The organism is Rubritalea spongiae (assembly GCF_042652385.1).
Classification (GTDB): domain Bacteria; phylum Verrucomicrobiota; class Verrucomicrobiia; order Verrucomicrobiales; family Akkermansiaceae; genus Rubritalea; species Rubritalea spongiae.
Window position 1 is genome coordinate 1697073 of sequence record NZ_JBHSJM010000001.1, and the last position, 20594, is coordinate 1717666.

The following is a 20594-nucleotide window of genomic DNA, read 5'->3' on the forward strand; positions in this document are numbered from 1 at the left end:
AAAACTTATGAAACAAGCATCACTTTGCATCCACGGCGGCTACACACCCGACTCTGACACCAACTCCTGCTCCGTACCTGTCTACCGCAGCACCGCATTCACCTTCAATTCCACTGAACACGCCGCCAACCTATTCGCTCTCAAAGAGCTTGGAAATATCTACACCCGCCTCACCAACCCCACTACTGCGATTCTGGAAAAACGCCTCTCCCTTCTTGAAGGAGCCCACGAGCTAGGTGGCCTCGGCCATTCCTCCGGCACCGCAGCCATCTTTAACACCATCATCAACCTCGCCGCAGCTGGCGATAACATCGTCTCCGCCAGAAACCTCTACGGCGGCACCTACACCCAGTTCGATAGCATCCTCCCAGCCCTAGGCATCGAAGTCCGCTTTGTCGACTCTAACGACCCTGAAAACTTCGCCAAAGCAACCGATGATAAAACCCGCGCCTACTTCTGCGAAACCGTTTCCAACCCAGCGCTCGAAATCACCGATCTCGACGCCGTCTCCGCTATCGCAAAAGCACAAGGCCTACCACTCGTAGTCGACGCCACCTGCTCCACTCCCGTCCTCACCCGTCCCATCGAACACGGCGCAGACATCGTCATTCATTCCCTAACCAAATGGATCGGCGGCCACGGTGCTGGCCTCGGCGGCATCGCCATCGATGCCGGAAAATTCAACTGGGCTGGCGGCCGTCACCCACTTTACGACGAGCCAGACACCTCCTACCACGGACTTCGCTGGGGCCATGACCTTCCAGAAGTACTCGCACCACTCGCCTTCATCCTACGCATGCGCACTGTCCCACTTCGCAACCTCGGAGCCTGCATCAGCCCAGACAACTCTTGGCAACTCCTCCAAGGCATCGAAACCCTCCCACTGCGCATGGAACGCCACTGCGAAAACTCACTCGCCGTTGCCAAGCATCTCCAAGCACACCCGAAAGTCGAATGGGTGCGCTTCCCTGGTCTCGAGGACGATCCTGAATTTGAAAAAAACCAAAAGTACCTCGATGGCAAAGGCGGCAGCGTCGTCGTCTTCGGTATCAAAGGTGGAGCAGATGCTGGTTCCGAGTTCATCAATTCCCTAAAAATGTTCTCCCACGTCGCCAACCTTGGCGATGCGAAGTCCCTCGCTATCCACCCAGCCACCACCACCCACTCTCAGCTCAGTGCTGAACAACAACTCGGCGGCGGCATCAGCCCCGAACTCGTCCGCCTCTCCATCGGCATCGAACACATCGACGACATCCTCGCCGACCTCGACCAAGCCCTCGGCGAGTAGCAACCTAACAATCACCCAAAACACTCCAAACCACCGCCCCTTCACAGGTCGGTGGTTTTTTATTCCTCCAACTCACCACTGAGGCAACTGTCAAGGAATCCTTGACAGTTCAAAAAGAAGGTAACCGCGAAGTTAAGCGCCCCGTCACACTCTACAATCTCGACGCCATACTCGCCGTAGGCTACCGCGTCCGCTCCCCCGTGGTGTCCAATTCCGCCGCTGGGCATCCACCACCCTCAAGGAATACCTTCTCAAAGGCTTCGTCATGGACGACGAACGATTAAAGAACCCAGACGGTCACCCAGATTATTTCGACCAGATGCTCGAACGCATCCGCGACATCCGGGCGTCCGAAAAACACTTTTACCAGAAAGTCCGCTACCTCTTCGCACGCAGCACCGCCTCCGAGTCAGTCACCAGCAAATGGACCAACAAGACGAGGCCGAACTCAAAGCTATCGAATAAAAACTCAAACACCGCCCCGAATAATCCTCCATTCCATCCTTGCCAGCCTCTACTAAATATCTAACATTTCAGATAATCCCCCCTACTCACCACGTGCTCGTTTACTCCGCTACCAAAGAACAACTTCGCTCTGGAATTTGATCTACCGTAAATTTCATAAGCCTTTTAACATATCCAATAACTAACAACTATAGTTCCGTAACAATATTTCACATACGATAAATTCAAAATTTATATCCTCCCATGAAGTTCACCAAAGTCATCCGCAGCATTTCCACTAAAAATGACCTCAAGCGCTTTTGCAGTGCATATGTCGTTGATCATCGCAACCTCCAAGAAGAAGAGATTCTCCCAGCTTTGGAAAAAACGGCTCCACAATATTTCTATCCAGACAACGTGCGAAAAGCGTGGCGTGAATGTCGACTCCATAAAGAACAAGACATTAGACTCATTTCTTGGATTATGCTGACCCACGTACTTCTGAACAAAGACGACTTCATGTCTCCGCTCGCTGAGACTGATCAAGAAGTATTAGAATGGGAAAGACTGGTCATTGATGCCGCCAACGAAAATCCTACCCCCTCTAACGGAACTAGTGCTAAGAACCTCGATTTATTTCGCTTCGTATTAGAGACCGCGTGGGATCAAGACAACGATATTACTCCAGATGAGCAAAATCTAATTTCGAATCTGCGTAAGCGTCTCAACATTACTGAATTTGAATATCGTATCATCGAGGCCGACCTCGGGAAATTCCCACAAATAGGTAATGAAGTCCATCTGCGTAGCCATATCGATACCGCACGCAAACATCTGCAATCTGCAGGTTTTCTTACCATTGTACGGGATGATGACTCTAACGATTTTGACGTCATCCCAGAAGAAATCGCTGCCTGCCTACGGCAAATTCTAGATATCGAAATCCGTCAACATGGCTACCAAGAACTTTTAAAATACAAAGCAGTTAAAAAGAAAAGTTACTGCATCAAGACTCTTGAGAAGATAGGTTGCAAACCAAAAGGATCCGAGACCCTAGAAGAGCTCCGCGACCTCATCTTGCACCGTGTAAAACCATCCCAGCTACTTGGTGGAACCTCCCCACGTGATGGACTCGCTCATGAGGTTATAGTTGACTGGTGCCGCAACCTCAACCTCCAGGTTTCAGGAACAAAATCCGAAGCGATTGAGCGAATCATAAACTTTTACGACAATCTCAAGCAACGCGACGACGAAGTCGAAGACGAACGCACTCACTGGTATCAAGAATATCTCAAATTCGCCTCACGCGATCACGCCTATCTCCGAGCTCAACAACTCATCGAAAAAGATATCGAGATCGAACGGAAATTCGAGGAAGCTACCAAATACCTATTCGAGTTCAAACTAGGTCATCGTCCACTTAAGCAAGTCGGTTCAGAACATGCGGACGGAGTCCTCTCTCATGGCGATGGACTCATCCTCTGGGACAATAAATCTAAAGAATCCCCTGTCCACCTAGCCGACCACATCAAACAATTCGACCGTTACATCGATGCTTCAGAAAAACGAGTCAATGCTTTCCTTGTCATAGGCCCCTCTTTCACAACTGAAAGCGCTGCAATTGCCATGCGCTTCTTCGTTGAGAAGCAAACCATTATTACTTTAATCACGGCAGAAGAACTCAAAACGCTGGCAGAAACATGGGAGAAAAAAGGAGATGAAAAGAGCCGAGGCAGCTTCCCCCTGGGCTTTCTCATCCAACAGGGACGCTTCAACCCCGAACTCGTCAACGGCTAATACTCCGATCTCGCGGAAAATCAATTGCAGCTTAATGCGCAGATTCTAGCTTACTTTTTTATTAAAGTTTCTAAACGTTACACATAATAATACATTGTGTTACACTTACCAACATCCATGCCATCCCGGTGTCTTGCCGATCCTCCATGAATATAGAGCGCTAGAATTGATGACCCACCCGAAGCTTGGCAAGGAAATGGATTGAGACTGCTGTGCCGACCAAGAATATTTTCGCAATCGCCCGCTTTATCCTAGAGTGACCGAGACGCTCGAGCAGCCACCGACTAGGTAAGCGAGTATTTATGAAATGATCAATGGGTGCTGCGCATCATCTCCCTCAGAGGCCACGCACTACCACATTGCCAAAATGTTTCCCGGATTTTTGATGGGTGTACGCTTCCTCCGCAGCTTCAAAAGCAAACACCTTATCCACCACCGGTTTGATAGCGTGCTTTTCCAATGCCGCGTGGAACCGATGATGCATTTCCTTACTGCCCACATAGATCCCAAACACTTGCAAACTCTTGCCCACCACCGGAAATGGATTCACCTCCGCCTGTGTGCCCGTCAACACGCCGATCAAACTGATCACTCCATGATACTTCACCGCCTTCATCGACCGCTCTAAAGTTCCCGCGCCACCGACTTCAACCACCAGATCGACACCGCGTTTCTCTGTGATTCTCCACACCTCCTTGTCCCAGTCTGGCGTCTCCAGATAATTGATCGTATGGGTCGCACCGATCTCCTGCACTCGCTCTAACTTCTCGCTGGAACTAGAGAGCACGATGGTCTTCAAGCCAAATGCCACCGCTAACTGCAGCGCGAAAATCGACACCCCTCCCGTTCCTTGGATCAGTATCGTGTCACCTTTTTTGGCCGGCCGTGCGTGCTCGAATAAAGCATGCCACGCCGTCAAGCCCGCACATGGCAAGGTCGATGCCTCTTCAAAATCTAGATGCTCTGGCACGGCGACAAAACTCTGCTCGTGGCCCACTACAAATTCAGAGAGCATCCCGTCCACATCCCCCCCTCCACGCGCCACACCGTGAATTTCACGCGTAATCTCCCCATCGATCCAATTTGGAAAAAACAAGCCAAGCACGCGGTCACCAACCTTAAAATCCTCTACCTCAGCGCCCACTTCGACCACCACACCAGCTCCATCCGAGAAGGGCACAATCGCCTCTGGCGCACGCTTGCGCATCAAAATGTCTCGATAGTTCAAAGAGGCTGCCTTCAGCTCCACTTTCACATCCTTTACCCCGACTTCAGTCTCAGTAGCATCGACTAGACGGATCGCATCCGCCCCTGGTTCCATCACATATTGCTTCATCATTCTATTCGCTTAATTTTAAATACTCTAATAACACTTCTACTCTATAACTAGTGAGCTTGAAGCTCATAACGCCCAGCATGGCGAATATACAGCACGGCCTCTTCACTCGCTTTGACCTGATAAACTTTTTTGCCAACATTGGTAAAATAGCCTCCCGCCACTAGCTCAGAAGATTCTTCTCCATCGAGTAAGTCGACCTGCCCATCCACCACTACCGCGCGCAATCTGCCGTCGCCCACCCGCAGCTCACCTTCAAATCCAGCAGGTAATTTCAACAAGGAACCATTGGTCTTCGCCTCATCAGCTTTCATCCACAACAATGCCACCTGAGGAGACGCTTTTCCTGTAAGCTCGCTCGCCACAATCCGTGTCGTCTCAGTCGCATCTTGCCACACAATGTTAGAAGCGTGTGCATTAACTGGTCGCTCCCCATTATCCGTAGCTTGCTCAGACGGCAGAACTAAATACGGCCCACTATCTATCTCGATCAGCGCCACATTGTGTTCACCCTTCGCCGCCGTAATATGCACTTCTCCCGCAGGCTGGGTCCAATACGAACCCGATGGCATCCACATCTTAGCCGCAGCTGGGTCATCATTGTGAATCATCCCTGATATCACCACACCACGATACGTCACATTGTGAATATGCGGCGGTGAAGAAAACCCATCCTTAAATTTAACGAGAAATCCAGTCGCCTCATCGCCCGCACGATCTCCCCAGAGAGTCGCAGCCTGTGGACTCGCAGCTCCGCGAGCTGGGTTTAAGGGTGTCCACAACACATCGGATGACTCAACCACATCCTTCTCATCTTTCTCAATCTTATCACCAGCCACAGCATTCAAATGGACGCCTCCAGCAATCACTAGAGCAATGATAGGAAACCCAATGGGCACCACTTTTTTCATCTGCGCTTTCATATCATGATCTCTATAAAGTTCTTCGAATTGCCCTAAACATTTATAGATCAACTACTACTTTGCCCATACCTTTCCCACTTGCGAGGCGCGCATGCGCAGCATCGACTTGCTCCAGTGAGTAATAATTCTCGTCTAACACTACTCGTACTCCTCCCTCTTCAATAATCCGAGCCAGGTCCTTCAAGATTCTCCCATGTTCCGCACGCTTATGATCGTGAAGCATCGGAATAAGCATAAATACGACATGCAGCGACAAACCTTTGAAATGCGCCGTCGTCAAATCCAGTTCACACATTGAAACAGTGGTCGCCACCTGACCATTAAGCGCTGCAGCATCAAACGAGTTGAGAAGGTTTCCCCCGCCCACTGAATCAAACACTACATCAAAGCCAGCTCCACCAGTGTGCTTCTCCACGTATTCTTCCACACTCTCAGATTTATAATGGATAGCAGACGCACCCAACTCGCGAATTAACTCTAACTGCTTCTCTCCACCACCTGTCGAATACACCTCAGCTCCCCAGTACTTTGCCAGCTGGATCGCAACATGTCCAACACCTCCAGAGCCGCCGTGAACTAACACCTTTTGCCCTTCAGCTATCCCCGCACGTTGTAAACCCTCATACGCGGTAATCGCGACCAAAGGCAATGCAGCCGCCTCGCGCATCAATAAATTTTTAGGTTTCAACGCCACTAAATCACAGTCCGCGACGATATATTCTGCCAAGGTGCCAGGCAAGTCAGCCAAGCCTCCCGCACAGCCGTATACCTCGTCTCCCACAGCGAAATCATCCACCCCTTCTCCCACTTCTTCCACCGTACCCGCAAAATCCATGCCCAGTAATGCTGGTGTCGCTGGTGACAATGGCAACTCAGCCCCCATAGTACGAATCATCGTATCCACAGTGTTTACGCTAGACGCTTCTATTTTTACCAACACATGGCCATCCTTCACCTCTGGTTTAGCTATTTCAGCCACTTCAAATTTAGCGTTAGCCCCGTACTCCTGAATAAGCATTGCTTTCATAAAATCCATTTAAATTAAGTTTAAAAATGCGCCGTAAAGTATGTCCTTCCAGCGAATAAATGTACTGTAGCAAGATTTAACCTATTTGTTAAATTGCTTGTTCAAATCACAACTATGAGATAATCGAATAGGTGATGTACGATAAAACTTCGTCCGACTTCACACTAGATACCGATTTACTCTCCCTCCGCACCTTCATTGCTATAGTCGAAGAAGGAGGCTTCTCCGCAGCATCCAAACGCATCCACCGGACACAATCTGCGATCTCTCTTCAAATAGCCAAACTCGAAGACCGTCTCGGCACTAAACTTCTCGAACGCAATTCAAGATCAGTCTCTCTAACAAGTTCAGGAGAAACATTCATCAGTTACGCTAGGCGAATTCTCGAACTCGCTGACGAAGCAGCTCTTGCAGTAACCGCACCTGATGAATCAACCTCACTGCGAGTCGGGTTCGCAGACTACCTCGCACCTCAACACCTTCACACACTACTCGCCCGCTTCAGACGCGCTCACCCTAATTGTGACCTCAGATTATTACTGGGCATAGGAGCCGACCTCCTACCGAAACTGAAAGATGGAGAGCTCGATCTCGTCTTTGCCGGTCCTGAAGGCAACAAGGGCAATGTCCTATGGGACGAACCGCTTGTCTGGACTGGCACTCTCCCTGACGATTTCAATAAATCCACTTCACTCAACCTGGTTCTCATGCCCTCGCCCTGCGGCTACCGCAAAATTGCCTTCGACTCACTCACTTCTGTCGAACAAGCGTGGAAACTAACTATCGAAGCAAACTCAGTCCACGCAGTCCAATCAGCAGTGCAAGCCGGACTCGGCATCAGTATCCTACCTCAATCCGTACTCGGCGAACAATTGCCTCAAATTAATGACACTCTCCCACCTCTCCCTAACACTTCCGTTGCGAGCTACATACCAAAAGGCTCGAATCATCCCTACGCACAACGCTTTACCGACTTTCTTGTCACCTGTGTCAATGAGTCTACAAGACCTAGTAAAACATAACGTCACCTCATTAGTTAGAAGCAAATCTAACAATAGATTTCTAACGTAAAAAAACTCATATTTATAGGAATAATTCACCTTCTCACACCTCCCAGTGAAGAATCCTGTCTTCATCTTTGCATCGCTCTACTAATTTCGATATCGAATGAAATCTCTGCCATGCTCATCAATTTATTGTCTTTAGGATCCTACATATCACCAAGCGGCACCTATCACTTTCCTTTTACCACATGAAAAAACGACACATCTCCCGAATGGCTCAAAGCGTTCCTAACAAAGCTTTCATACCCATTCTGACTGTTCTTACTATCAGTTTTGCAAGTATTTCTGCAGCACAAGACAACGCCAAACCCGTCGTCGTCACCCAGGCTACAAAGCTTGACCAACTTACCAACAAAATCACCCTCACCGGCACTGTCACCTCCCCACGCCGCGCCAGACTTTCCTCTCGTATCGAAGGACTCATTAATAAAATGAATGTCGACGCTGGTCACTCGGTGAAAAAGGGTGACGTTCTGATGGAACTAGATCCAAAACTCTCCGAACTCTCCCTCGACCTCATCGCTGCGGAACAAGAACAAGCCGCCGTCGAGCTGGCCAACGCTCAGCGCCTTGTCGACGAAACCAAACCACTCATTAAAACTGGTGCATTCCCTGAATCTCAAGCAAACACCCTGCAATCAGACGTCCACATCTCAGAGGCCAAAATCAAACAGCTCGAAGCCCGCGAGAAGGTGCAGCAAGAACGTATCGCTCGCCACAAACTCGTCGCACCCTTCGATGGTGTAGTCGTCAACAAACTCGCAGAAACAGGAGAATGGGTCACCACTGGAACTCCGGTAGTGGAACTCATCGAAATGGAAAACCTCAGATTCGACATCCAAGTCCCTCAAGAATTCCTCAGTCGCCTGCGCAATGCCCAAAAAGCAACCGTCAAACTCGACGCCTTCCCTAACCAGACTTTCGACGCGAAACTCGCAGTCGTCGTTCCTGTGAAAAATGCGGTCTCGCGCACCTTCCTCATCCGACTCGCAATAGATGGATCAGACAACAACGCAGCTCCAGGAATGTCTGGCACCGCCACTATTGAATCACTTCACTCAGATAGCCCAACCGTCCAGATCCCGCGCGATGCTGTCGTACGTTTCCCTGATGGAACCGCTAAAGTATGGATCGTCCAAACCAATGGTTCAGAATCTAGCGTAGTATCTCGCGAGGTCCAAACAGCTGGTCGACTCGGTGAAATGGCTGAAATCGTCGAAGGACTCAAAGGTGGTGAAACTCTTGTTCTGAAAGGAAATGAAGGACTCCGTGAGAACCAGAAAGTCAGCATCTTAAAAGCACAAGAAACTAACAGCCACTAACATGATCCGTTTTCTGCTCAAACACGGCACACTAGTCGCCGTCATTGTTATCATGCTCATGGTGCTGGGCATCGTCGCTGCCACGCGCGTCCCCGTCCAGATGATCCCCGACCTAGAGACGCGAATCATCTCAATCGAAACTCGATGGCCGGGTGCCACCCCGCAGGATGTCGAAAAAGAGATCCTCATCGAGCAAGAAGAATACCTCCGGAGCCTACCAAACCTGAAGCGTATGACCTCACTCGCCTCCACAGGCAGAGCTGAGATCGAACTCGAATTTCCATTCGGCACCAATGCAAATGACGCATTGTTAGAGGTCAATAATGCCCTCAGCCAAGTTCCAGCCTATCCGGAAAATGTCGACGAGCCAGTGCTTCGCTCCGACTCCTTTTCCTATAACCCTTTCATCTCATTCCGCATTGTCCCGATGGAAGGAAACCCTAAAAACCTCAACATCAACATGCTATTAGACTTCGTTGATGACAATGTCCGCCCATCACTTGAGCGGGTCGAAGGTGTATCCCAAGTCCGCGTCAACGGTGGAGCTGAACGCCAAATTAGAATCCGCGTCGACGCAGCTAAACTTGCCGAGCGTCAGCTCTCTCTAAATGAGGTCCGTCAAGCCATCCGCGACCGCAACATCGACGTATCTGCTGGCGATCTAGACAGCGGAAAACGCCGCTACCTTCTGCGCACCGTCGGCCGCTTCCACACTCTCGACGAACTCCGTAACCTCATCGTCATTCGCCGCGGTGACTCGATCACCCGCCTCAAAGACATCGCTGCCGTCGAACTCACCCACGCAGAGTTGCGCGACCTTTCTTACAGCGAAGGCGAAGCCAACATCCGCCTCAGCCTCGTTCGCCAAACAGGCTCTAATGTCATCTCCATTAAAGAAAAAGTCCTACCCGAGATAGATCGCATCAACAAAGAAATTCTCGAACCTGAAGGGCTCTTCATGAGCCTCTCTAACGATGATGTCCAATACGTCCAAAGTTCCATCGATAACGTCGTCAAAAATATCGCTATCGGTGCCATCCTTGCGACCCTCGTTCTCTTCCTTTTCCTCCGCTCCGGATCCGCCACTCTGATTGGCATGTTAGGAATGCCAGTCTGTATCGTCGCAGGCTTCCTTGGCCTCCTCATGATGGATCGTACCATCAACGTCATTTCCCTCGCTGGTATCGCCTTCGCCATCGGCATGACTATCGATAACACCATCGTTGTGTTAGAAAGCATCGAAGTAGAAAGGCGCAAAGGGAAGAACCGAATGGATGCTGCCCACGATGGTCTCAAAGCCGTCTGGACCGCCGTTCTCTCAGGCACCATGACCACCGTCTTGGTATTCTTACCGATCCTCTTCGTTAAAGAAGAAGCCGGCCAGCTATTCTCCGATATCGGCATCGCCATTTCAGCATCGATCATCGTCTCTATGCTCGTTGCGACCGCCGTGGTTCCTGTCGCCTTCGCCTACATGCCCGGTCTCAAAAGGAAAAAAGGCGAACACAGTTTCGCCGAAAAACCGAAAAAAGAACCACGCCTACTCAAACCCATCGGCTGGCTTATCAGCAGTAGTTGGCGCCGCGTTTTCTGTATGGCTCTAATCATTGCCGCCAGTATCTCAGCCTTTCTATTCCTCACTCCACCAGCCGAATACCTACCGGAAGGTGAGGAAGCCAAAGCTTTCTCTACAATGATCGCCCCTCCTGGCTACAGCCTCAAGGAAATGGAAAAGATCGCCAAGGAAACGCAAGATAAATTCCTCCCATCGCTCAAAGACGACCCAGCAAACTTCGATTCAGGAAAGTCGAAAATCCCAGCTCTCGATCGCTTTGTCGTCCTCGTCAAACCTGAGTCTATGCGCGTCATCGCTGTGACGAAAAACCCAAAGCACATCGACCCATACATCGATGTCATCGATGAACATTTCCGTTCCTACCCAGGCATGCGAGCCTTCTCCGCACGTGGTTCAATTATCTCGAGTAATGACGGCGGCACGCGAGCTGTCGCACTTGATATCAGCGGACGCGAATTACCTGAAATCTACAACACCGCACTCAAAGTCTACCGACTCAGCCGCCAACACATCAAAGATGCTCAGATCAATTCTACTCCATCTTCACTCACTCTCGGTCAGCCATTGTTAGAAATTAATCCCAAATGGGAACGCCTCGAAGAGCTCGGTTTCGAAACGCGCAACTTCGGCTTCGCCGCCGCTGCTCTCAGTGACGGAGCCTTCGTCGATGAATTCTATTACAATGACGACAAAGTCGACATCTTCATGTTCAGCGAATCTGAAGACCGTCAGAACATTTCCGAACTCGCCACTTTACCAGTTTACAGCCCACGAGGCGGTGTCATCCCCCTCGGCTCTATTGCATCGATTAAAGAAACTGTCGACACCGCTGAGGTACGCCGTGTCGATGGCCGACGCACAGTCACGCTCTACGTCATTCCTCCACGTGATGTCCCACTAGAAACAGCTGTCGCAACCGTACGAAACGACATCGTCCAGCCGCTCCGTGACTCAGGAGATCTACCGAAAGGTGTCAGTATCGACCTCACAGGGGCGAGTGATCAGCTGGAGGCCACTCGTAGTTCACTCGGACAAAACATGTGGATCGCCGTCGTGCTCTGTTACCTCCAACTCGTAGTCATTTACCGCCATTGGGGGCACCCATTCCTCATCCTTATCACCGTCCCAATCGGTATTAGTGGAGGCATCGTCGGGCTTTGGCTCCTCAACTACGTGGGAGGTATCCTACCAAGCATCGGACTCGCGCCCATTCAACAACCCTTCGACATGATCACCATGTTAGGCTTTCTCATTCTGTTGGGAACAGCCGTCAACAACCCGATCCTCATCGTTGAACGGACGATGCAAAATTATAAAGAGAATGGTCTCGCTCCACTTGAAGCGGTCAAAGACGCTGTTTCCTCACGCCTACGCCCAGTGCTCATGACCACTTGCACTACACTCATGGGGCTCTCACCTCTCGTCTTTATTCCTGGAGCAGGTACAGAACTCTACAGAGGTCTCGGTGCTATCGTCTTATTCGGTCTAGCCTTCACAGCATGCATCACCCTCACATTCCTCCCGTCCATGCTCGTGCTAATCTTAAATCTCATAGAGCGATTTAAGTCGAAACAATCAACTCAAAAGCTCGCATCTTAAAATAAAGAAAGCCGCCAATATTTAGCGGCTTTCTCATATCTTTTTGACTAATACCATTTAAGTGGATAGATTGTCGGAATGGCGGTGTTAATTTGGCCTTCATCTCAAGGCATGACGAAGGATTGTAGCAGGCTACATGACTGAGGAAAAACGCAGAAATGAAGCCGAAGTAATGCCGCTCTTTATTGTAATCAGCTCCGCTGACTAGCGTTCATATCAAAATCATCCATTCCGACAATATAGCCGGGAGAATGGTATAAAACCAGCACACTCATTCGCGTGCTGGTCCGTGAGTTCTTTTTTATCTTAGATCAAAACGATCAAGCTCCATGACTTTCGTCCATGCTGCCGCAAAGTCTTCAACAAACTTCTGCTGCGCATCTACTGTAGCATAGACCTCAGCCACTGCACGTAGCTCTGAATTCGAGCCGAAGAGCAAATCAAAACGTGTCGCTCTCCATTTCTCTTCTCCACTCACGCGATCGCTGCCAGAGAATAATAACTTATCCTCATCCATCGCCTTCCACTCAGTCGCCATATCCAGCAAGTTCACAAAAAAGTCATTACTCAAGACCTCTGTCTTATCAGTAAATACACCTAAGTTTGTTTGACCATAATTTGTACCTAACACTCGCATACCACCGATTAATACGGTCAGTTCTGGAGGCGTGAGAGTTAACAATTGAGCTCGATCAATCAACATCTCTTCTGGAGATACCGCGAACTTAGCACGCTGGAAGTTTCTAAACCCATCAGCTACTGGCTCTAAAGGCTCAAACGACTCTACATCGGTCTGTTCATCTGTCGCGTCAGTGCGCCCAGCATTGAAAGACATGCTCACGGAGCAGCCTGCATCGCTCGCAGCCTTCTCAACAGCAGCATTTCCAGCAATCACGATCAAATCAGCGAGAGATACTTTCTTCTCACCCGATTGTGCTTGATTAAACTCTCCTTGGATTGCCTCTAGCTTAGTTAACACTTCTGCGAGTTGCTCTGGTTGATTCACTGTCCAATCTTTCTGCGGGGCCAAACGAATACGAGCTCCATTCGCACCACCACGCTTGTCAGAACCTCGGAATGTAGAAGCCGATGCCCACGCTGTAGTCACCAACTGAGAAACTGACAGACCTGAAGCCAGCACCTTTTCTTTTAACTCAGCCACATCGGAATCATCAACCAACTCGTGATCAACTGCCGGGATTGGGTCCTGCCAAATGAGTTCTTCTTCCGGCACTTCTGGACCAAGATAACGAGAGCGCGGGCCCATATCACGATGCGTCAGCTTAAACCACGCACGTGAAAACGCCTCGGCAAATGCATCTGGATCTTGGTGAAATCTGCGCGAAATTTTTTCGTACTCTGGGTCAAAGCGTAGAGCGAGATCCGTTGTTAACATTGATGGCACATGGCGCTTACTCGAATCATGCGCGTCAGGAACCGAATCTGCCCCAGCCCCATCTTTAGGGATCCACTGGTGCGCACCAGCAGGACTCTTAGTAAGCTCCCACTCATAGCCAAACAGGTTCCAGAAAAAGTTATTACTCCACTTTGTCGGCGTACTCGTCCAAGTTACTTCCAAGCCACTCGTAATTGTATCTCCCCCTTTGCCAGTACCATAAGTACTTGCCCACCCCAATCCTTGTTGCTCAATACCTGCAGCCTCTGGATCTTTCCCCACATGTGCCGCATCTCCAGCCCCATGAGTTTTACCGAAAGTATGTCCACCTGCGATCAATGCCACGGTTTCTTCATCATTCATCGCCATCCGAGCAAAGGTCTCACGAATATCCTTCGCAGCCGCGACGGGGTCAGGCACACCGTCTGGCCCTTCAGGGTTCACGTAAATCAATCCCATCTGTACTGCTGCCAATGGATTTTCTAAGACACGGCTGTGTTCTCCTCCCTCCACATCATCATCAGAAACAAGGACGCCTTCACCTTTCACTCCTTTAGAACCATGGTCGTAGCGTTTGTCTCCACCGAGCCACTCGTTCTCACTCCCCCAATACACATCTTGATCAGCTTCCCACACGTCTTCACGACCTCCAGCAAAACCAAATGTCTTGAAGCCCATCGACTCTAGAGCAACGTTACCCGTCAAAATCATCAAATCCGCCCACGAAATTTTACGACCATATTTTTGCTTAATCGGCCAAATCAATCTCCGAGCTTTATCCAAACTCACGTTATCAGGCCAACTATTCAATGGCGCAAACCTCTGCTGACCTCTTCCTCCTCCGCCGCGCCCATCATTAATCCGATACGTCCCGGCACTATGCCAAGCCATGCGAATGAAAAGTGGCCCATAATGACCGAAATCTGCTGGCCACCAATCTTGAGAATCCGTCATCAAATCACGTAGATCCTTCTTCACGGCCTCTAAATCAAGGCTCTTAAACTCTTCCGCGTAATCAAAATCATCACCCATCGGATCTGATTTACTCGAATGTTGGCGCAGTAAATCTACACGCAATTGATTTGGCCACCAATCCCTATTCGTAGTTCCGCCTCCCGCACTTGCTTTGCTCGTATTATTCTGAGCCTTATCTTTAAAAAATGGACATTTGCTAATATCACTCATGGTTGTAGTTCTGGTTTGGTTCCCTCTAACAAATTAATAAAAATGAGGAGTAATATACTTACATCACACAACAAACGGGCACAACAGTATTCAACTACAATGCTAAGCATTAGAGATTCTAATGAAGACTGAGAACACTAAAAAAGCGGTAAGCGCATCTCTGCACCTACCGCTTTCAATAATGATAAATATGGAAACGATTTACTCAGTCACACCCGGTCCCATAGTACCTTGCGAACTACTAGAGCTCTCCTTTGTCGGCGGTGCCTGATGCTCCGTTTTCTCAATTTCAATCCCCTCCGCTGCCGCAAAGTCAGCAAGCGCCATTTCAGCAAGCGCCTCTTGTTCACTTTGCTTCATGTTGATTTCAGTAAGATCCATACTGTCCTTCGCCACACGAGCACGGCCTGCAGCCTTTGTACGCTCGTCTTCCACAATCTCACTAAGTCGATTCAAATTATCTCCTGATCCACCAATCTCATTAATCATGCCAGATGCCATCTCGTTGAGCTCAGCCACAGCCTTCTTCACCTTCATGTCATCAATGCCACGACGAAGCTCTTCAATCTTCGCTTTTGCCTCTTTCACAGAAACGTCTCGAGCACGGATCAATTCCTTATAATGCTTCTCCGCATCCTCGAGCTGCACCTTCACATCATCGTGTTCAGCATCCACCTTTTTTAGCTTCATCGCAAACTCACCCGCGAGCTGACGATTACCAGCCTTCAAATGCGCAGCGGTCTTCGCACGCAGCTCATTCTCCTCTTTATCTAATTTCCGCACTTCAGAAATAAGCTTCTCCACCAGCCCTGCGTGCGTCGCAAGACCTTGGTTAAATTGAGCAATTTGCTTGCGCAAATTTTCTTTCTCCACTTCGAGGAGAGCTTCTGGGCTGCGCTTCTCTAAGCCACCAACGAAGAGGCCAAAAAAGCCTTTAATAAGATTTCCGAGTCGTTTGAACATATCTTTGCACTTGTTAGCCCACACTCTGCTTAAATCTCCCACCAACCGCAAGTATAAGAACCCAGAGTTTTTGGAATCCGTCTGGCGCTACTATGCTTAACAGTCAATCTCACGACAATCTGTCAGCCTTCGAAACAGCATCACATGCTCCCGCCCCTCTCTGCCTTCATAACAACACTTTGGCTCAGATTCCCACTCGAGCACAAAATGAGAAGCAAAAAGCGCTCTAATTTCCTCCCGACTGGCTCCATACGGAGGACCTTCACCAGCTGCAACATCGGGATTAATAAAAAATACGCCTACCACAGCCCCACCTTGCTTCAGCACTTTCCACATTTGCTCTACATAACGGGACCTCAAACTCGGATCCAAAGCACAAAAACAGGTGTGCTCCCATACAAAGTCAAAACGACCATAGAGGTTCTCAGCTAATTCAAAAATATCACCCGATACGAAAGACAACTCGCGTTCGGCTGACTCCAACCGCTGCGCTTGTTTCACGGCAGACTCGGCAATATCCATCCCAATCACCGAACTCCCAGTTTCAGCTATAGCCAGAGCATCGTAACCGAAACCACATCCAGGTACAAAAAAACGCTTTGACTCACCGAAAAAGAAAGGATTTTTCCCAATCAGCTCAGTAAGAACAGGTGTCACACACCCTTTATCCCATGGAGTATCTCCCACTTGATATCTTGCTTGCCAATCCACAGGCTACAAACTTCAGCAAACACGGCGACCCGTGCAATCTTCCAATACGAGTTTGTCCTCAGACTTAAACGCTGTACAGAACATCGAAGCCATCTTCATCGCTTCTTCAATGGTTTCAGCCTCAGCAATGGTCTCGTAATCACCATTTTCCCCCTCAAGCTTCACCACGAACGGACCTTCCATTAATCTCCATTCATCCTCTTCAACTTGAGCGAACTCAGAGAAATCTACCTCAGAAAAAGTCTGGGACAGGAAATGCATCACACTCCGGTGAAACCAATCTGGAGTCAACTTATGATACTCCACATCCATCTCGTTAATCTGCCCAGCATAGTTGTGCGTTTGCAGCGTAAACTCAAAGCGATATGGATCGCCAGTGTATACTATTGCTGAATGTAAATGCCCACGAGATACCCGCAGGCCAGCTCCGCAAACAAACAAGTCATCACAAACAGACGACTCCGTATCGAAGACCACTACCTCCACATCATACCCAGCATCGATCAGTATACACCCTACTTTTTCAAACTCAGGTACAACTACCTCTTCCACAATGCGCTCCATCTCAACAAAGCCGATGCGCACTGCCTGACGGTAGCGTTCACGCTGGTCATTCACTTCCTTCTCTGATGGACGGAGGTAAAGATCTGCAAATTCGGGGACTTTCTCGGCGGAGGACATTAATTTAGGGGCTAGTATTTCTTGAGTCCAAACTATTCAGGAATATTAAAAATATCCAGAAATATTTGTTAGAGTTTGCGATAATTTTAAAATAATTTCTATTCCAAATTAAAGCTAGAACTTTGAAGGACTAAGAGATTTTACTATTTCATGAAGAATTGCAAGCTATTCTGACAACTAAACAATCGTTCTAAATATTTATCAAAATATCTGATTCAAAGATCGACCTAATTAAGAAATCTTAAAATTCCTATGGTATCGCAGAAAAATTTTGCTAGCCTACCTGTAACTCCCGCCAAAACAATCCTCCAGTCTATTACGTCACCCTATATGCAGCAAGGAAATTCACCTGCAACAACTTCAAACTCTGATGCTCAAGACTCTAGAAAACTAGAGGACGAAAGCATCTGGGAACGTCAGAATTTCATACTGGGCTGTCTTGAAATGGAACGCATTACTGATGACATCCTAGTCCCAGTGTTTATGCGTCTCGCCAATGCGGTCAAAGCTAGTGACATCCCTGTAGACATAGTCCTCATGGATTGCGAGTCACCACTCGACAATGAGCTCTATAACGTTGGCGTACGCCTCACATTCTCTCATAAACAACAAGATTGTGAAATTAGCATAGTCGCAGATCCTTCCGACTTAACCTTTACCCTACAGCTAGAAGGTATTAGCCCGTCACCGCAAAGTAACACTTTTCAATACCACGAAACTATCCCGAGGACTATTGAAAATGAGATCCAAAAGCATCTTGCGGAGCACCTCCCTTCTATCGACTATCAAACGAAAATAGAGAAAAGTGACCAAGCGTTTGAAAAATTTGTCGCACCATTTCGTGTGCAATATAATGACCAAGGCACGATCTCAGATGTCGCAACGACTCAAACATTACTAGAAGCCGCTCACATGGGCGGAACTTTTGCTAAAATGTTTAAAAAGGAAGAGGCGATCACCATCATCGATGCCAACGACACCGTGATCTGCTAGTTCCTGTGATGGCCGCTAATCGCGGAACCACCGACGACTTGCTACACTTGTCGAGCATTACGCCCTTCATCGATTAATTTCCAAAAATGTTTGGAATTACTCAAGGCTTCGTCCTCACCCACAGGCATTTTAGAACGGAATAAAAAGTCCGAGAAGGTATTTTTGTGGAGAACTCTGTGGACAATCACATTGTCACCTTCCACTCCAAAATAAATCCGGTAATCATCCGTGCGGAAGCGATACAACACCTTACCGTCGCGTTCAAATTTCGCATAATCCTCACCATCGATGTTCTCTAGCTTCTGTTCCGTCACTTGAAATGCATCGAGTAAATCAAGTTGATCTAGAGTATCTAAGCGTGAGATCTCTGCGGCGCTAATTTCATTGAATACTATCTGGAGCACGTCCGTAGCATAAAACTAGCAGCTATCATTGACCAAGCTTTTTGAAGAAAAATCAGTAATTCTCTTATTTCCCTCGCAGCTGCTGCACCACTTTGGCATCGATCTCAAAATTTCCGCTACCAAATGGCTTCACTGCTTCGCCCTCATTCACCTGGTACTCATAAACTTTGATCGGTTTCACACCGGCAACTGTAGACAGTAGGTACACACGAATACTCAGAGCCTCCTTACCTGTGCTCCCCTCCAAGGCCTTCGTCGCGAACTGCACTTCATTCGATCCTGGCTTGCCTCCACCGATCACTACTTCAGCAGCTTTAGTATCCTGAAAATGGTGGTCTGAGATCTTATTCACCTTCACCCTCACGTCGCGACCAGGACAAAAAACATACACCTTCGCAATAAACTGAGCAGGCTTAACCGGTATTGGCATCTGCGGTGGCACTCCACTCGCCTGAAAATCTTTTTGTTCCACATAACTCAAATCTCCCTGCTGCAACTGCGTTCTTACATCAGGCAATGACTGCAAACTGATATAGTCAGCGGTGTCATACCTCCAACGCCCCCCATCATTGACGAAATGCAATAACAGCAAATTGTCAGTCGGATCACCGCCTACGCCAAAATCAACCTTACCAAAATATACTGCAGTACCTGTCGCCCCCTTTTGGTGCGCACTCAGGCCCTTCAAATTTGCAATCGAAGGAGGTGCAGCTGGCAACTCAAACACAGCCTTCGGAAATTCACGCTTCTCAGAATAAATGCGATTGCGTACCGCTAACTGGCGATTCTTCGCTGTCAGTCGCGACCACGCGGCAGCATCCCCATTAATAACCGACTTGCGCCATTGATTGTACACCTCATCGAATTGTTGCTGCAGGGCTGGATTATTGCCCGCATGTAACAGCTCGCCCCCACCAATCATCAAGACGAACACTAACATACAAAAAATTCTGAATTGCATCATGCTGCGCATTGCACAATGAATTTGCTCAGAGGTAAACTCAAACCTCTATCAATTTCACTCCACATATGGACGCCAAAACCTCTGCCACTCCACCCATCGCCATAATTCGCGATAAAGAACTTCTCAAGGACGCAGAAACTATCGTCTATAAAAAAAGCGAACAAGGGGAACTCGTCCTCCATTGCTTCTACCCCGAAGGTCACAGCAAAGAAGACCACCGCTGCGCCGTCATACTCTTTCACGGAGGAAAATGGGATCAAGCAATGAGCACTCAATTCGTCCCTCAAGCACTCAATTTTGCCTCCTCCGGAGCCGTAGCGATCACTGTTGAATACCGAGTTTCCAGTAAACACAATTCAACACCCATCGATGCAATCCAAGATGCCCAAACTGCCATTCTATGGGTTCGCAAAAACAACCGCTACCTCGGAGTCGATCCTGAAAAAATTATCGGCGGCGGCTCCGGCTCAGGAGCCCACATCGCACTCTGCGCCGCAATGCACAAAAAAGTCGAGCACGATGGATTCTTCTCAGGAACCCCAAATGCCCTCATCCTCTGGAGCTCCATCATCGACACTACCAAGCGAGGTACCGGATACGACCTTTTCCCTAGTAAAAGAGATGCTCGTCGCACCAGCCCTACCAAACACATCCGCCGAAAGCTCCCCCCCATGCTCTTCTTTCACGGAAAAGCTGATCCAGTCACTCCCGTAGCATCTGTAGACAAATTCTGCCAACGACTCCGCTCTAAACGTAACATCGCCCGATTCGTACCTTTCAATCGCGCCACTCACTCATTTTTCAACTTCAACGTAAACCAACAATATTTCGTACAAACTCTAGACAATGCGGAAGGATTCCTCATCGAACAAGGATTCCTCACCCCAGAAAAAACTGACGTCATCGGATAAGCTCTTTTTT

At 48.8% G+C, this 20594-nt stretch carries 16 protein-coding genes and 1 pseudogene; 8 read left to right on the forward strand and 9 right to left on the reverse strand.

Annotation, left to right across the window (positions count from 1 at the left end; translation table 11 throughout):
- Positions 1-7 precede the first annotated feature (7 nt).
- The 3 genes and pseudogenes from ACFPK9_RS07705 to ACFPK9_RS07715 all read left to right on the forward strand — a co-directional run bounded on the left by ACFPK9_RS07705 (position 8) and on the right by ACFPK9_RS07715 (position 3529).
- A complete protein-coding gene (locus ACFPK9_RS07705) occupies positions 8-1288 on the forward strand; it encodes an O-acetylhomoserine aminocarboxypropyltransferase/cysteine synthase family protein (protein WP_377094268.1) in 1281 nt (426 codons plus the stop codon).
- Positions 1289-1356: 68 nt separating this feature from the next.
- A pseudogene (gene rhuM / locus ACFPK9_RS07710) lies at positions 1357-1700 on the forward strand (RhuM family protein); the annotation flags it as partial.
- A gap of 296 nt (positions 1701-1996) precedes the next feature.
- Positions 1997-3529 (forward strand): hypothetical protein, encoded by a 1533-nt coding sequence (locus ACFPK9_RS07715; protein WP_377094269.1) that lies wholly within the window; start codon positions 1997-1999, stop codon positions 3527-3529.
- A gap of 337 nt (positions 3530-3866) precedes the next feature.
- Here the strand turns inward: ACFPK9_RS07715 and ACFPK9_RS07720 are convergent, their stop codons facing one another.
- The 3 genes from ACFPK9_RS07720 to ACFPK9_RS07730 are packed head-to-tail and all read right to left on the reverse strand — an operon-like array spanning position 3867 to position 6815.
- Complete coding sequence (locus ACFPK9_RS07720; RefSeq protein ID WP_377094270.1) at positions 3867-4868, reverse strand: zinc-dependent alcohol dehydrogenase family protein; 1002 nt, start codon at positions 4866-4868, stop codon at positions 3867-3869.
- A gap of 47 nt (positions 4869-4915) precedes the next feature.
- Positions 4916-5788 carry a DUF4437 domain-containing protein gene (locus ACFPK9_RS07725; RefSeq protein ID WP_377094271.1) on the reverse strand — a complete coding sequence of 291 codons (873 nt, stop codon included), beginning with the start codon at positions 5786-5788 and terminating at the stop codon, positions 4916-4918.
- A 40-nt stretch (positions 5789-5828) separates the two neighbouring features.
- Positions 5829-6815 carry a zinc-dependent alcohol dehydrogenase family protein gene (locus ACFPK9_RS07730; RefSeq protein WP_377096585.1) on the reverse strand — a complete coding sequence of 329 codons (987 nt, stop codon included), beginning with the start codon at positions 6813-6815 and terminating at the stop codon, positions 5829-5831.
- A 134-nt stretch (positions 6816-6949) separates the two neighbouring features.
- On the opposite strand from ACFPK9_RS07730, the gene ACFPK9_RS07735 reads away from it, so the two are divergent.
- From ACFPK9_RS07735 to ACFPK9_RS07745, 3 genes are all read left to right on the forward strand, one after another.
- Positions 6950-7837: a LysR family transcriptional regulator gene (locus tag ACFPK9_RS07735; RefSeq protein WP_377094272.1), complete on the forward strand. Its 888-nt coding sequence runs from the start codon at positions 6950-6952 to the stop codon at positions 7835-7837.
- A 230-nt stretch (positions 7838-8067) separates the two neighbouring features.
- Positions 8068-9201, forward strand: a complete 1134-nt coding sequence (locus ACFPK9_RS07740; RefSeq protein ID WP_377094273.1) for an efflux RND transporter periplasmic adaptor subunit — start codon at positions 8068-8070, stop codon at positions 9199-9201.
- Between the two features lies 1 nt (position 9202).
- Positions 9203-12376 carry an efflux RND transporter permease subunit gene (locus ACFPK9_RS07745; RefSeq protein ID WP_377094274.1) on the forward strand — a complete coding sequence of 1058 codons (3174 nt, stop codon included), beginning with the start codon at positions 9203-9205 and terminating at the stop codon, positions 12374-12376.
- Positions 12377-12677: 301 nt separating this feature from the next.
- Here ACFPK9_RS07745 and katG read toward each other — a convergent pair whose 3' ends face one another.
- The 4 genes from katG to ACFPK9_RS07765 form a co-directional block, all read right to left on the reverse strand.
- Positions 12678-14957, reverse strand: a complete 2280-nt coding sequence (gene katG, locus ACFPK9_RS07750; RefSeq protein WP_377094275.1) for a catalase/peroxidase HPI — start codon at positions 14955-14957, stop codon at positions 12678-12680.
- A gap of 201 nt (positions 14958-15158) precedes the next feature.
- Entirely contained in the window at positions 15159-15920 is a 762-nt protein-coding gene (locus ACFPK9_RS07755; protein ID WP_377094276.1) for a PspA/IM30 family protein, read from the reverse strand.
- A gap of 96 nt (positions 15921-16016) precedes the next feature.
- The gene (locus ACFPK9_RS07760; protein WP_377094277.1) at positions 16017-16631 is read right to left on the reverse strand and encodes a methyltransferase domain-containing protein; all 615 of its coding nucleotides are present in this window, start codon (positions 16629-16631) and stop codon (positions 16017-16019) included.
- A 12-nt stretch (positions 16632-16643) separates the two neighbouring features.
- Positions 16644-17312: a hypothetical protein gene (locus ACFPK9_RS07765; RefSeq protein WP_377094278.1), complete on the reverse strand. Its 669-nt coding sequence runs from the start codon at positions 17310-17312 to the stop codon at positions 16644-16646.
- Positions 17313-17756: 444 nt separating this feature from the next.
- Here ACFPK9_RS07765 and ACFPK9_RS07770 point away from each other — a divergent pair, with 444 nt between their 5' ends.
- Positions 17757-18305, forward strand: coding sequence for a hypothetical protein (locus tag ACFPK9_RS07770; protein ID WP_377094279.1), 549 nt, complete (start codon positions 17757-17759; stop codon positions 18303-18305).
- Positions 18306-18346: 41 nt separating this feature from the next.
- Here the strand turns inward: ACFPK9_RS07770 and ACFPK9_RS07775 are convergent, their stop codons facing one another.
- Positions 18347-18709 (reverse strand): hypothetical protein, encoded by a 363-nt coding sequence (locus tag ACFPK9_RS07775; protein ID WP_377094280.1) that lies wholly within the window; start codon positions 18707-18709, stop codon positions 18347-18349.
- Between the two features lie 64 nt (positions 18710-18773).
- Complete coding sequence (locus ACFPK9_RS07780) at positions 18774-19649, reverse strand: hypothetical protein (RefSeq protein ID WP_377094281.1); 876 nt, start codon at positions 19647-19649, stop codon at positions 18774-18776.
- An 89-nt stretch (positions 19650-19738) separates the two neighbouring features.
- Here ACFPK9_RS07780 and ACFPK9_RS07785 point away from each other — a divergent pair, with 89 nt between their 5' ends.
- On the forward strand, positions 19739-20584 hold the full coding sequence (locus ACFPK9_RS07785; RefSeq protein WP_377094282.1) for an alpha/beta hydrolase: 846 nt from the start codon (positions 19739-19741) through the stop codon (positions 20582-20584).
- Positions 20585-20594: the final 10 nt, after the last annotated feature.

Excerpts from the sequence above, each read along its gene's own strand:
- ACFPK9_RS07705 (WP_377094268.1), top strand. The coding sequence starts at position 8 with ATGAAACAAGCATCACTTTGCATCCACGGCGGCTACACACCCGACTCT.
- ACFPK9_RS07715 (WP_377094269.1), top strand. The coding sequence starts at position 1,997 with ATGAAGTTCACCAAAGTCATCCGCAGCATTTCCACTAAAAATGACCTC.
- ACFPK9_RS07720 (WP_377094270.1), bottom strand. The coding sequence starts at position 4,868 with ATGATGAAGCAATATGTGATGGAACCAGGGGCGGATGCGATCCGTCTA.
- ACFPK9_RS07725 (WP_377094271.1), bottom strand. The coding sequence starts at position 5,788 with ATGAAAGCGCAGATGAAAAAAGTGGTGCCCATTGGGTTTCCTATCATT.
- ACFPK9_RS07730 (WP_377096585.1), bottom strand. The coding sequence starts at position 6,815 with ATGAAAGCAATGCTTATTCAGGAGTACGGGGCTAACGCTAAATTTGAA.
- ACFPK9_RS07735 (WP_377094272.1), top strand. The coding sequence starts at position 6,950 with ATGTACGATAAAACTTCGTCCGACTTCACACTAGATACCGATTTACTC.
- ACFPK9_RS07740 (WP_377094273.1), top strand. The coding sequence starts at position 8,068 with ATGAAAAAACGACACATCTCCCGAATGGCTCAAAGCGTTCCTAACAAA.
- ACFPK9_RS07745 (WP_377094274.1), top strand. The coding sequence starts at position 9,203 with ATGATCCGTTTTCTGCTCAAACACGGCACACTAGTCGCCGTCATTGTT.
- katG (WP_377094275.1), bottom strand. The coding sequence starts at position 14,957 with ATGAGTGATATTAGCAAATGTCCATTTTTTAAAGATAAGGCTCAGAAT.
- ACFPK9_RS07755 (WP_377094276.1), bottom strand. The coding sequence starts at position 15,920 with ATGTTCAAACGACTCGGAAATCTTATTAAAGGCTTTTTTGGCCTCTTC.
- ACFPK9_RS07765 (WP_377094278.1), bottom strand. The coding sequence starts at position 17,312 with ATGTCCTCCGCCGAGAAAGTCCCCGAATTTGCAGATCTTTACCTCCGT.
- ACFPK9_RS07770 (WP_377094279.1), top strand. The coding sequence starts at position 17,757 with ATGGAACGCATTACTGATGACATCCTAGTCCCAGTGTTTATGCGTCTC.
- ACFPK9_RS07780 (WP_377094281.1), bottom strand. The coding sequence starts at position 19,649 with ATGTTAGTGTTCGTCTTGATGATTGGTGGGGGCGAGCTGTTACATGCG.
- ACFPK9_RS07785 (WP_377094282.1), top strand. The coding sequence starts at position 19,739 with ATGGACGCCAAAACCTCTGCCACTCCACCCATCGCCATAATTCGCGAT.